This is a genomic window from Pseudomonas sp. B414, from assembly GCF_055408445.1.
On the sequence record NZ_JBUZTQ010000045.1, the window covers coordinates 22,807 to 35,231 of the forward strand.

Sequence of the window (12,425 nt, forward strand, 5' to 3'; positions counted from 1 at the left end):
TATGGACCCAGTGAAGCACGCATGCGAGCCTGAACAAGTGTCATAAACGCCTAAAATTCGGCGTTTTTACCACCTTCTTTAATCAATAACCGCTGGGCCAAGCTCTGTTGCAGGTCTTCAAAACGCAGCGGTTTAAGCAGGTAGTCGGTGATGCCATCGACCTGTTCACGGGCCTTAAGGGCCTCGGCCTCAGATTCGAACAGCGCCAGCACGGGCAATTGCGCGCATGCAGCCAAAGTCAGCAACTGGCTGCCCATGGATGTGCCCGACACCAGCGCCAGCGGGCAGGCCAGCAACACCGCATCCACCCGCTCGCGGCGCAGGGCGTCTATGGCTGCCTGCCCGCTGTCGACGCCAAGCACGCGGTAACCCAGCTTGAGCAACATGGCACGCACCATGGCGGGGTTGGCCGGATCTTCCACCAGCAGGACAACACACTCACCCGGCGCCCGGACCAATGCCGGGCTGTGTGCCAGGGGTTGCTCCGACAACTCCAGCTCCAGCAACAATTGAAACTGTGAGCCCTGGCCCGGCAACGAATGATGGGTCAGGCGTCCGCCGAGCAGTTCCACCAGGCGTCGGCAAATTGCCAGGCCGATACCCAGGCCGCCATATTCGCGGGTCATGGAACCGTCAACCTGGAAGAAGTGCTGATACAGCTCGGCCTGTTCCTGATGAACAAAACCGATGCCTGTGTCGATGACATTGAATGCCAGTGCCCAGCGCCCCGCCTCCCCTGCCTTGCCGGTAACACGCACCAGCACGGCGCCCTTACGGGTGAACTTGATGGCGTTATCCAGCAAGCATTCCAGGCATTGACGGATTTTCTCGGCATCGCCCCCCCAATGATCAGGCAGGTTACGGGCCACTTCATAGGAGAATTCCAGGCCCTTGTTGCGTGCTGCAGGCCCGAACTGCTCACTCAGCCCCTGCAATAGCTCATTCAAGCTGAATGGCCGTGGACGCGCCGACAGCCGCCCTGCCTGCAGCTCCGTCAGGGTCAGAATACCATTGACCATATGCATCATTTCCCGCGCCGAACCTTGCGCGGTCTGGGTGTACTGCTCAAGTTCGGGGCTCATGTCCAGGGTCTTGATCAGCTCCAGAGAGCCGATCACACCATTCATGGGGGTGCGCAGTTCGTGGGTAACCGTGGCCAGAAATTCGTCTTTAAGCTGGTTGGTACGGGCCAGTTGCTGGTTCATCGCGGCCAGTTTCTGCCCGGACTCTTGCAGCGTGCGCGCCTGCAGGTCACGCATGGCATTGATCCGGTCGGCAAGCGCCAGCGACAGCAGCCCCACCTCGATCGCCGAGCCGATCTGGCTGGCGTACATGGTCAGGAATACATTTGGCAGATAGCCCAGCACCATCAGCGTATTAACTAGCCCGCCAAGTAAAAAGGCCGACCAGGCGATCACAAAGTAGCGCGCCACCCGCAAGCCACGGACCCAGGCCACCACTCCGGCGGTAAAGATAGTGACAATAAACGCCAGCGCCAGCCCCGTGGCCAGACGTAACGACACGGCATAACTGGTGGTCAGCGCGAGCACCATCACCAGCACACCTACCGCCATCAGGAATATCAAGGCCCGGTCCAGCCAGCGGCTGTGGGAAGCGGTGTGCAAAAATGAGCGGGCAAACTGGCAACCGAAGAGCGCCGATGCGCCAATCAGGAACGGCGTGGAGGCATTGGCCCACCACGGGTTGTTCGGCCAGAAGTACTGCACTGCCGCGCCATTGACCGACAGTTGGTACAAACCAAACGAAGCGATATAGAAGATGTAGTAGAGGTAACTGGTGTCGCGCACGCTGAGGTAGATAAACAGGTTGTAAACCAGCATCCCCAGCAACACACCATAGATCAGGCCCAGTATGTAGATCCGTACGGGTTGTTCTTCGAGGTAAGCCTGCGCAGACCAGAGTGTCAGCGGCGCCTGCACAGAGCCCTGGCTGGCCAGGCGCAAATACACGGTCTGGCTTTGCCCGGGGCTGAAGTTGATTTCAAACAGGTAGTTGTTTTCTTTGATCTGGCGACTGTCGAAGGGCAGCGAATCGCCGGTACGCTCGACCAACTGGTACTTGCCTGCGGCATCGGCCAGGTACAGTTCGATGGAATCAAGCGGCGGGTAGGCCAGCTCCAGCAGCCAGGTGCGATGCACCCGTGGATCTTGCGGCTGATAGCGCAGGTCTACTTTGACCCAGAAGGCCGAGTGCGAGTAGCCCGCGTTCAGCGTGTCTTTGGTGTGAGGCTTGAACAGATCGTCCTGCGCGCTGACATCGGCCAGCGTCGCCTCCCCGCCCACGTCTTCGAACACTTGCATCACGCGGCCCAAGGGCAGGCTTTGTGTGGTTTCGTCAAAAGCGACTGCGCTGGCCAGCATCGGTAGCCAGCCCAACATCATCATCAGCAAATAGCGCATACAGCCCCAACGTAACTCACTCGGTGACGTGGGTAATCTCATCTTCCCTTTGAGATCACGTCGACCGAATGACCGGTTATTAATTTGCAGGCACTCTAACATAGCCATTAATGGCACATACACACCACGCAACAAATCTAAAGAAAGGCTCTAGAACGGGCATTACAGCGATCAAAGCGTATAGGACAGATTAAAAACATAGGGACAATCAATAGCTTACAAGCAACATACAACCGAGCACCGACCAAGCGCCGCCAAAAACCGTTTGGTGGTAAGCTCGCGCACCATGAATATCTACAGTTCTCGCCCCGTTGTCCTCTGTCTCTCCGGCCATGACCCCAGTGGTGGTGCCGGCTTGCAGGCAGATATCGAAGCCCTGCTGGCTCAAGGTTGTCACGCCGCCCCGGTGGTGACCGCCCTGACTGTGCAGAACACTGTCAATGTCCGTGATTTCCGCGTGCTGGACCGTGAGTGGGTGCTGGCGCAAGCCGATGCCGTGCTCAGCGACTCCACCGTTGCGGCGGTCAAGCTAGGCATGCTCGGTTCACTGGAGATGGTCGACACCGTGGTCGAGCTGCTGCAGGCCAACCCGCATCTGCCGATGGTCTGTGACCCCGTGCTGCGTGCAGGCGGCGGCGGACGGCTGGGCAAGGACGAAGTGGGATACGCCATGCGCGAACGCCTGCTGCCCCTGGCCACCATTGCCACCCCCAACCTGCCCGAAGCCCGCATCCTGGCTGAACTGCCCGAGGGCAGCGCCGATGAGTGCGCAGAAAAGCTCCTGCCCTTTTGCCAGCACCTGCTGATCACCGGCGGTCACGGTGATGAACACGAAGTCCATAACCGCCTGTACTGCCGCGACGGCAGCCGCCACACCTTTACCTGCCATCGTTTACCCGGCAGCTATCACGGTTCGGGTTGCACGTTGGCCAGTACCTTGGCCGGGCGCTTGGCCATCGGCGAAGAACTGGTCAGCGCCGTGAAAACCGCGCTCGACTACACGTGGCGTACCCTGCGCGATGCCGAGCAACTTGGGCAAGGGCAATTTGTACCACGCCGTTTGCCGCTGGACTTCTGCTCGTAACGAATGAGGCACCACCCATGACCCTGCGCGGCCTGTATGCAATCACCGACAGCCAACTGCTGGCTGGCAAACTGCTGCCTTATGTTGAAGCAGCCCTCGACGGCGGCCTGACACTGTTGCAATACCGCGACAAAAGCAATGACGACGCCCGCCGCCTGCGCGAAGCCGAGGCCTTGCGCGGCTTGTGCGAGCGCTACAAGGCGCACTTGATCATCAACGACGATGCCGAACTGGCTGCGCGCCTGGGTGTCGGCGTACACCTGGGGCAAACCGACGGGCCACTGACTCCGGCCCGTGCGCTGCTGGGGCCCAAGGCCATTATTGGTTCGACCTGCCACAGCCAGATCGAGTTGGCCGAGCAAGCCGCGAAAGAAGGGGCGAGTTATGTCGCCTTTGGCCGTTTTTTCAATTCCAGCACCAAACCCGGGGCGCCCACCGCAACCCTGGACGTGCTGGACCAGGCCCGCGCCCGCCTCAGCCTGCCGATCTGCGTGATTGGCGGCATTACCCTGGATAACGCAGCACCGCTGGTTGCCCACGGCGCCGATCTGCTGGCAGTGGTGCATGGCCTGTTTGGTGCCGAGAGCACCCGGGAAGTCACCCAGCGCGCCAAGGCATTCAACACCTTGCTGTCACTTTAAATACCGAATCCTGATTCTGAGAGAGCCCACCATGTCTCGTTCCGAAACCCTGTTTGCCAACGCCCAAAAACACATCCCCGGTGGCGTCAACTCGCCAGTACGTGCCTTCAAAAGCGTGGGCGGCACTCCACTGTTCTTCAAGCACGCCGAAGGCGCCTACGTCACTGACGAAGACAACAAGCGCTACGTGGATTACGTCGGCTCGTGGGGGCCGATGATCCTGGGCCACAGCCACCCGCAAGTACTGGATGCAGTGCGTGGGCAACTGGAGCACGGTCTGTCGTACGGCGCCCCAACTGCCATGGAAACCGAGATGGCCGATCTGGTGTGCTCCATCGTACCGTCGATGGAAATGGTGCGCATGGTCAGCTCCGGCACTGAAGCCACCATGAGTGCCATCCGCCTGGCCCGTGGTTTCACCGGTCGCGACAATATCCTCAAGTTTGAAGGCTGCTACCACGGCCACTCCGACAGCCTGCTGGTCAAGGCCGGTTCGGGCCTGCTGACCCAGGGCGTACCAAGTTCGGCCGGGGTTCCGGCGAATTTCGCCAAACACACCCTGACCAGCGCGTTCAACGATATCGACGCCGTTGCAAAACTGCTGGGCGAAGTCGGCGACAGCGTGGCCTGCATCATCGTCGAGCCGGTGGCCGGCAATATGAACTGCGTGCCACCTGCCCCGGGCTTCCTTGAAGGCCTGCGCAGCCTGTGCGACAAGCACGGCGTGGTGCTGATTTTTGACGAAGTGATGACCGGTTTCCGGGTTGCCCTTGGCGGCGCACAAGCCCATTACGGCGTGACCCCGGACCTGAGCACCTTCGGCAAGATCATCGGCGGCGGCATGCCGGTGGGCTGCTTTGGCGGCAAACGCGAAATCATGCAGCACATCGCACCACTGGGCCCGGTTTACCAGGCGGGCACCCTGTCCGGTAACCCGCTGGCAATGGCCGCAGGTCTGACCACCCTGCGCCTGATCAGCCGCCCTGGCTTCCACGCCGAGCTGAGCGACTACACCACACGCCTGCTCGATGGTCTGCAGCAGCGCGCCGACGCGGCAGGTATTCCGTTTGTGACCACCCAGGCCGGTGGCATGTTCGGTCTGTACTTCAGCGGCGCCGATGACATCGTCACCTTCGACGACGTGATGGCCAGCGATGCCGACCTGTTCAAGCGCTTCTTCCACCTGATGCTTGAAGGTGGCGTGTACCTGGCGCCAAGCGCTTTTGAAGCAGGTTTCACCTCGATCGCCCACGGCGAAACCGAGCTGCAACTGACCCTGGACGCAGCAGAACGCGCATTTGCCGCACTGAAGTGATGCAAAAAACGGCAAGGGTTTACACCCTTGCCGTTTTTTTATGCCTGTAATGGGCTGATCTTTTACCCCGCCCGTCCAAAATCGTCTTAAATCAATGGATATCGCGGTTACGCAGCAGAAAAACGAGTAAAGACTTTGTAAGGTTGCCTCTGCTTATTTCATAATGCGCGCCTATACATCCCTTGGTCGGGTCAACCCGTCATTCAGAGGTACGTCGATTACCATGAACCGCACCGGCCGCGCCCTTGCACTGGGCTGCCTGTTGCTCCTACAACCGCTGCTTGCCCAGGCAGGCGGTAACTCGTTGTTGATCCCAGCGATGGGTCGCTGCACCCTCAATACTCAGCCTGAAGACCTCGCAGAGGCACTGGCGGCGTGTGAAGCAGCGGCAAAAGCCGGGGATGCAGAAGCCGAATACGAGTTGGGCGAGTTCTATTACGACGGTAAAAACACCCCGCAAGACCTCAACAAGGCACTGAGCTACTTCGAGCAGGCATCGCTGCAAGGCCACGCCATGGCCCAGTTTCAGCTCGGCACCATGTTCTTCAAGGGCGAAGGCGTGCCAGCCAATAACATTCAGGCGTATATCGTGCTGAAAATGGCCGCAGTCAACGGCGCTGAAGACGCACTGGACACCGCCGACCTGGTGGCCGAGCAAATGCCCCGTGACCAGCTCGAAACCGCCACCCAGATCCTCGGGCAGATTTTCCGCCAGTACCTGCAAGAGCTGCAGTCCACTGACGCCCGCTCGCCGTTTGCGCCGTTGCCTTGAACTGCTGACCTGACGTCGCACTTCCCCCTGTTCACTCTGCAAGACCGCCCGATCCTTATCAAGGGGACAGCAGTTCACCGCTGCGATACGCCTGCGGCCCCGCGATATGAGCAATAGCCATGCCCGCCGTGGCCATGCGCCGCAATGAGCAGACATAGAGCAAGCCTTCACGAGCACAAATCACGGGCGTACGCAGGTCAGTGATGGGGTCAATAATTTCGCCTACCGTTTGGCCTGCCTGCAGGTAATCTCCCACTTCAGCACAAAACACCACCAGTCCAGCGTGCGGCGCACACACTGGCTCTACGCCAGCCAGTGGCGTGGGCGGGTTAAGCAACGGCGGCAACGGGGCGACCTGCCCCTCGATGGCCCCGACATAGGTCAGGTAATCGATCAAGGCCTGGCTATCTGCCCTGGCAAACTCATGACTGACATCCCCCACCCCGCGCAACTCAAGGGTCACGGCGAAACTGGGCACCGTTACCGGAAAACGCGAAGCGAAACGCGACTGTATTTGCAGCCAAAACAGGGTAATGCGCTCGTCGAAAGATTGCCCGCCTGCTTCGCGGGCCAAAAAGCAGGCTCTTGCCCCCAGATAACGGGCCAGGGGTTCGACCTCCGTCCAGAAATCCGGGGATGCATACAGGTGCTGGACGGCCTCAAAATCACAATGCAAATCCAGTACGATATCGGCATCACAAGCCAGCCGTTGCAGAACCAGACGCATCGATTGCAGCTGAGTTCGCGCCTGCCTGCCTGCCAGGCTCCGTACAAGGGCCTGGCGGATCAAATGGGTGTTATGGGCAACATTGTCAGTCAACAGGGGCTCAACGCTATCGCCCACCTCAGTACTGAGGTCCACAAAATGGCGGTTAAAGTTTTCCCGGCTTTCGCTATCAAACCGCCCTTGCGGTACATCCATCTGCACCTGTTCAAGGCCGATCGGGTTGGCCACCGGCACCAGCACAATCTGCTTACGCAGCCGCCTGGCCGCCTCCAGCGCCAGCAAACGCTGCTTGAGATGCCAGAGCACAAGCATCCCGGGCAGCTCATCGGCATGCAGGGACGCTTGAATATAGATTTTCCCGAAAGCCTGATCCGGACCGTAATGAAAACTGTGAATCTGCCTGGCCGTGCCGGGTACAGCGGCCACCAGGTCATGATGTTGTCGGTGCATTTGCGTTTCCTAGTGACGTGGCCTGAGAAAAGCCAGCCAGTGGTGCTCCGCCACGCGAAACAGGCCGACCAGCACAAAGGTCACAGCCAGATACAACAGCGCCGCAATACCAAAGGCCTGAAAGGTGAGAAAGGTGGCGGCGTTGGCATCCCGGGCGACTTTCAAAATGTCAGGCACCGTGGCGGTGAACGCAAGCGTGGTGGAGTGCAGCAGCAAGATCACTTCATTGCTGTAGGCCGGCAGCGAACGGCGCAGGGCCTGAGGCAGGATGACCCGGGCGTAGAGCTTCCAGCCCCGGAACCCGTAAGCCCGGGCCGCCTCAACCTCCCCAGGGGCCAGGCTGCGAATCGCACCCGCGAAGATTTCAGTGGTGTAGGCACACGTGTTGAGCGTAAAGGCCAGCAGCGTGCAGTTCAGGGCATCCCGGAAAAAGCTGTCGAGAAACGGTTGCTCACGGATCGCGGCAAGGCTGTAGATGCCGGAGTAACAGATCAATAGCTGGATATAGAGCGGCGTCCCACGAAACACGTAGACGTAACACTGCACTGGCCAGCGTAACCAGAGCCGGGACGACACTTTGGCAATCGAGAGCGGAACCGAAAACACAAAGCCCAGGGCAAGCGCGGCGCTGGCCAGCCATAAAGTCATGGCCAGGCCACTGATCTGCTGGCCATCGCTGTAAAGAAAGGGCCGCCAATAGTCTTGCAGTAGTTCAATCATGTTTGCGGGCCCCTGACGCCCCGCCCGAAACGACGCTCAAGCAGGTACAGAATCACATTGGAGGCCATGGCAATCAGCAAATAGATCAGCGCCGCCAGCAACAGGAAATAGAACAGCTGGTAGCTGCTTTTACCCGCGTCATTGGCCACTTTCACCAGGTCCGCCAGGCCGATGATCGAAACCAGCGCGGTTGCCTTGAGCAATACCAGCCAGTTGTTGCCAAGCCCCGGCAATGCAAAGTGCATCATCTGCGGAAAAATCACTTGGCAAAAACACTGGGCGGGGGTCATGCCAAATGCTCGACCCGCCTCTATTTGACCCGGGGGGATGGCCAGCAAGGCACCACGAAAAGTCTCGGTAAAATAGGCGCCGTAGATAAAACCCAAGGTGATAACCCCGGCGCTGAAAGCATCTATATCCATATAGGCCCAGCCCATGCGGGTGGTCACCTGGCTGACCGCGCTCTGCAAGCCGTAAAAGATCAGCAGCATCAGCACCAGATCAGGTACCCCGCGAATCAGTGTTGTGTAAATTTGTGCACAGATGCGCAAAATACGGACTGTGGATAACTTGGCCTGGGCGCCAACGACTCCCAGGATCAAGCTCAGGCACAAGGAAAAAAGTGCCAGCTTAAGGGTCAGCCAGGTGCCATACAGCAGCAAGGGCCCGAAGCCGTTGAACCCCATAAAGGCAAATGCGCTCTGCTGCATGACCCAGGCCTCCTGCAACCAGCCTCAGCTGCTACTTGCCGCTGAACAGATTGATGTCACCGAAGTATTTTGTTTGCAGCCGCTCGTAGGTGCCATCGGCATGCAAAGCAGCCAGCCCCTGATCAATAAGAGCCTTGAGGGCCTCGTTGCCTTTGGCAATACCGATGGCACTTTTTGACGGCAGCAGGTCGCTCTCAATCGGCTTGCCCATTTCAAATTCGGCACCCTGGGCCGTGCGCATAAAGCCCATACGGGCTTGCAAAGAGTCCTGAATCGAGGCTATCAGTCGGCCTGAGATCAGATCGGCATAGACCTGATCCTGATCCGGATACGCCACCGCCTTTAAACCCGCCCGGGTCAACACCCGCGTGGCGTAAACCTCCTGAATGCTGCCCTGTAGATAACCGACGGATTTGCCCTTTGCCATGTCCAGGTTTTCATCCAGCGCAGCGCCTTTTTTAAACAGCAGAGAAGTAGGGCTGGAAAAAACCTCCGAGGAAAAATCAATAACCTTCTCCCGGGCCGGGGTCACAGCCATTGAGGCCAGAATTGCATCAATTTTTCCCGAATTCAGGCTCGGTATCATTGCGTCAAAGTCGCTTTCAACCCATTTGCACTTGACCTTGAGATGGGCACACAAGGCATTCCCAATATCGATTTCAAAACCCACCAAGGCACCATCAGCCGCCTTGGAGGCAAATGGGGCATAGGTGGGATCCACACCGAAACGGATTACGTCGTAGTCTTTAGCAAAAGCCAAACCGCTGGACAGACACAGCACGAGAGCAAACAACATCGGAACAAGTGTTTTCATGGTTTTATTCCTTATCGGTTTTGGAAAACCGGAGAGCAGATGGTCCTGCTCTCCCTGCCTTGCCGGTACTGACCGACAAGAACTCCAGGTACTGCAAGCAGCCATTCACGGCATATACAGCGCTGGAATTTCGCGCTGCATGGCCCGCTCTGGCACAGGCACATCAAACTCACGTGCCATGCGATGCCCCGAGTAAACGGCTGCAGCAATTGTCCCCGGCGCCAGGCAGTCGCCCAGCATGGCCACGGTCTGGATACCGGCCTCGACCAACGCCTGGGGCTGGGCATTAAGCGCATCGTGCAGCCCCTGCTCTGGCTCCCGGGAGGTCACCAGAAGCATTGCCGCAGCTTCGACAAGCCGAGGGCGGCCGGTGTACACACAACAGGCCATCACCCCTTCCGGGGTGACGGTGAGCAGCGAGTGGGAGGCAAGGATGGTGACATTCAGCTCAAGCAACCGACGCTGAATCCGGTGCTGTTCGAGGGTGTTGTGGGTCCAGGTCGCGACATCGGGCGCCGGGGTGACAAAAATCACTTCGATACCTTGTGCGACCAGCAGCTCGGCCAGCACATTGCCCATGTAGTAATGATCGTCATCAAACAGCAGCACCGGCGATGGCAGCACTGCACCGGCCATGACCTGATCCGGAGTAAATACTTCGATATTCTCAAGGCCCGTCAGGGGCTGGCGCAGCGCCCGGCCCAAACCATCATTGCGCCAGTGCGAGCCCGTGGCGACAAACACATGTTCGACACCAAGATCGAAAACGTCTTGCACCTCAAGGCGGCTCTCACGATAAATTTCCACCGTTTCAAGGCGGTTCAAGGCATCCACACGATAATCGACTACCCGCCCCCAGCTCGACAAACCCGGCAGTTTTGACTCGTTTGCGACACGCCCGCCCAAGGTTCGACTGGCCTCGGCAAGCATCACTTCAACGCCCCGAGCACCCAGTACCCTGGCGCACTCAAGGCCTGCTGGCCCCGCACCGACCACCAGCGCCCGGCCCGGATTGCGCTTGGGCGCAACGCGCTCCGGATGCCAGCCACGCCGCCACTCCTCGCCCATGGTCGGGTTTTGCGTACAACGCAAAGGGGTACTTGTGTGGTCGCCACTGACACAAATATTGCAACCGATGCACTCACGAATTTCATCAACCCGCCCTTCTTGTATCTTTTGCGGCAAAAAGGGATCGGCAATTGAAGGCCGCGCAGCGCCAATCAGATCCAGCACACCGCGCCGCACCAGCGAAGCCATGGTATCTGGAGAGGTGTATCGGCCCACGCCGACCATGGGTTTACGGGTTAATGGCTTGAGCCCGGTAAAAATCGCCTCCTGATAGCCTTCAGCGGCAAAGCGTGCGGTCACGCTGTCATTGGCCCAGTCGGCAACGTTGACATCCCACAGGTCCGGCAAGTCGGCCAGCATGGAGAAAATCTCGAAACCTTCGCTGTCGCGGGAAATCGCGCCGCTGCCAGCGTGCTCCTCGACAGCCAGGCGCACGGCAACGGCGCAGCGATCACCTACCGCCTCTTTGGTGTCCTCAATCAACTCCCGCAACAGGCGTACGCGATTAAACAGGCTGCCGCCATATTCGTCGGTACGGCGGTTGTTGCGTTGGGTCAGAAAGTGAAACGGCAATCCCAGGTCGTGGCCAGCGTAGACATATACAATGTCAAAACCCGCATCCCGTGCCCGCAACGCCGCCGCCCGATGCATATCACGCAGCTGCTTGATGTCGGCGCGCGACATGGCCCGTGCTTGCACAGGGTCATAACCGCGAACGGGAGTATTGGAGGGCGCCCAGGGGATTTCCCGGCTGTAACGGTTAGGCGCTGAATAACCATTGAAGGCCAGCTCGACCCCGGCCAGAGACCCATGCTGATGCACCTGCTCGCACATCCGGGCCAGGGCCGGAATGTCACGGTCATCCCACAAGCGCGCTTCTATATAAGGAGAAAACTCGCTCAGCGGACTGATCTCGCACTCTTCGGTACACACCACTCCCCAGCCGCCCTCGGCCTTTACCCCGCGCATGCGCGCCATGGCCGAAGGATGGGCATGGCCCATGCCATTGCAATGGGGCACCTGATAGAAGCGGTTGCGCGTTCGCACGGGCCCTATCTGTACCGGTTCAAAGAGAATGTCATATCGAGGATCGCGCACAGGTCTTCTCCCGAATATAAATATGCGAAGTAATAAATAAAATGATTAACCGCGGACCAGCCTGCCCTTTAGCGCCTGAACACTTGCAAGTAACAGAATCACATCAACTTTTCACATACCCCACGAATGATTGATGCAATCGGGCAATTGATTCCAGATGGTTTTCAACATCAGGCCCCAATTGTTTAGACACTTCATTTATTAACAAGTGAGTCAATGACAACATGGTCGAAGTTGAGTCCCATACCAGGCCCAACTCCGTAGAAACCCGAAACACTTCATCGGCATGATGATCGGCCCAACCGCAGAAATTATCGGTAATCAATATCACCGGAATGGAACGCTTGCGCGCTTCACTGCAAAGCAACAAGGCATGCCGGGAGTAGCGCCGTGCTTCATAGACCACGAGCATTGAGTCCTGTGGCGTTGACAGCAACACCTCACCAAAATGCCCGCAAGCGCCATCCACCAGATGCACCCGGTCGCGCAAGTACTGCAACATATGCACGGCGGTTGCAGGAGCTGAGTGCAACACGGTTATTGAATTGAAGCCGGAGCATCATGCCGCATAGCCAAGGCTTCCTGCATCACCTCTCCCATGACTTC

The 12,425-nt window shown here is 58.6% G+C and carries 10 protein-coding genes and 1 pseudogene; 4 read left to right on the top strand and 7 right to left on the bottom strand.

The features are described 5' to 3' along the window. Positions 1-50 precede the first annotated feature (50 nt). Complete coding sequence (locus ACZRMH_RS23540) at positions 51-2,420, bottom strand: hybrid sensor histidine kinase/response regulator (protein ID WP_464015508.1); 2,370 nt, start codon at positions 2,418-2,420, stop codon at positions 51-53. Positions 2,421-2,706: 286 nt separating this feature from the next. Here ACZRMH_RS23540 and ACZRMH_RS23545 point away from each other — a divergent pair, with 286 nt between their 5' ends. The 4 genes from ACZRMH_RS23545 (at position 2,707) to ACZRMH_RS23560 (ending at position 6,232) form a co-directional block, all read left to right on the top strand. Next, complete coding sequence (locus tag ACZRMH_RS23545; protein WP_464015509.1) at positions 2,707-3,504, top strand: hydroxymethylpyrimidine/phosphomethylpyrimidine kinase; 798 nt, start codon at positions 2,707-2,709, stop codon at positions 3,502-3,504. Positions 3,505-3,521: 17 nt separating this feature from the next. After that, positions 3,522-4,145, top strand: coding sequence for a thiamine phosphate synthase (gene thiE / locus ACZRMH_RS23550; protein WP_464015510.1), 624 nt, complete (start codon positions 3,522-3,524; stop codon positions 4,143-4,145). Positions 4,146-4,176: 31 nt separating this feature from the next. After that, on the top strand, positions 4,177-5,460 hold the full coding sequence (hemL, locus tag ACZRMH_RS23555; RefSeq protein WP_464015511.1) for a glutamate-1-semialdehyde 2,1-aminomutase: 1,284 nt from the start codon (positions 4,177-4,179) through the stop codon (positions 5,458-5,460). Between the two features lie 223 nt (positions 5,461-5,683). Continuing rightward, on the top strand, positions 5,684-6,232 hold the full coding sequence (locus ACZRMH_RS23560; RefSeq protein ID WP_464015512.1) for a tetratricopeptide repeat protein: 549 nt from the start codon (positions 5,684-5,686) through the stop codon (positions 6,230-6,232). A gap of 58 nt (positions 6,233-6,290) precedes the next feature. On the opposite strand, the gene ACZRMH_RS23565 is transcribed toward ACZRMH_RS23560, so the two are convergent. The 6 genes and pseudogenes from ACZRMH_RS23565 to ACZRMH_RS23590 form a co-directional block, all read right to left on the bottom strand. Beyond that, positions 6,291-7,409, bottom strand: coding sequence for a succinylglutamate desuccinylase/aspartoacylase family protein (locus ACZRMH_RS23565; RefSeq protein WP_464015513.1), 1,119 nt, complete (start codon positions 7,407-7,409; stop codon positions 6,291-6,293). A gap of 9 nt (positions 7,410-7,418) precedes the next feature. Then, positions 7,419-8,129: an ABC transporter permease gene (locus ACZRMH_RS23570; RefSeq protein WP_464015514.1), complete on the bottom strand. Its 711-nt coding sequence runs from the start codon at positions 8,127-8,129 to the stop codon at positions 7,419-7,421. Further along, positions 8,126-8,839 carry an ABC transporter permease gene (locus tag ACZRMH_RS23575; protein WP_464015515.1) on the bottom strand — a complete coding sequence of 238 codons (714 nt, stop codon included), beginning with the start codon at positions 8,837-8,839 and terminating at the stop codon, positions 8,126-8,128. Before ACZRMH_RS23575 ends, ACZRMH_RS23570 begins: the two co-directional genes overlap by 4 nt. A 31-nt stretch (positions 8,840-8,870) precedes the next feature. Continuing rightward, entirely contained in the window at positions 8,871-9,653 is a 783-nt protein-coding gene (locus ACZRMH_RS23580) for a transporter substrate-binding domain-containing protein (protein ID WP_464015518.1), read from the bottom strand. A 105-nt stretch (positions 9,654-9,758) separates the two neighbouring features. Continuing rightward, positions 9,759-11,819, bottom strand: a complete 2,061-nt coding sequence (locus tag ACZRMH_RS23585; RefSeq protein WP_464015516.1) for an oxidoreductase — start codon at positions 11,817-11,819, stop codon at positions 9,759-9,761. Between the two features lie 103 nt (positions 11,820-11,922). Beyond that, a pseudogene (locus ACZRMH_RS23590) lies at positions 11,923-12,324 on the bottom strand (MurR/RpiR family transcriptional regulator); the annotation flags it as partial. Positions 12,325-12,425: the final 101 nt, after the last annotated feature.

Coding starts and splice junctions, on each gene's coding strand:
- ACZRMH_RS23540 (WP_464015508.1), bottom strand. CDS start 2,420: ATGCGCTATTTGCTGATGATGATGTTGGGCTGGCTACCGATGCTGGCC.
- ACZRMH_RS23545 (WP_464015509.1), top strand. CDS start 2,707: ATGAATATCTACAGTTCTCGCCCCGTTGTCCTCTGTCTCTCCGGCCAT.
- thiE (WP_464015510.1), top strand. CDS start 3,522: ATGACCCTGCGCGGCCTGTATGCAATCACCGACAGCCAACTGCTGGCT.
- hemL (WP_464015511.1), top strand. CDS start 4,177: ATGTCTCGTTCCGAAACCCTGTTTGCCAACGCCCAAAAACACATCCCC.
- ACZRMH_RS23560 (WP_464015512.1), top strand. CDS start 5,684: ATGAACCGCACCGGCCGCGCCCTTGCACTGGGCTGCCTGTTGCTCCTA.
- ACZRMH_RS23565 (WP_464015513.1), bottom strand. CDS start 7,409: ATGCACCGACAACATCATGACCTGGTGGCCGCTGTACCCGGCACGGCC.
- ACZRMH_RS23570 (WP_464015514.1), bottom strand. CDS start 8,129: ATGATTGAACTACTGCAAGACTATTGGCGGCCCTTTCTTTACAGCGAT.
- ACZRMH_RS23575 (WP_464015515.1), bottom strand. CDS start 8,839: ATGCAGCAGAGCGCATTTGCCTTTATGGGGTTCAACGGCTTCGGGCCC.
- ACZRMH_RS23580 (WP_464015518.1), bottom strand. CDS start 9,653: ATGAAAACACTTGTTCCGATGTTGTTTGCTCTCGTGCTGTGTCTGTCC.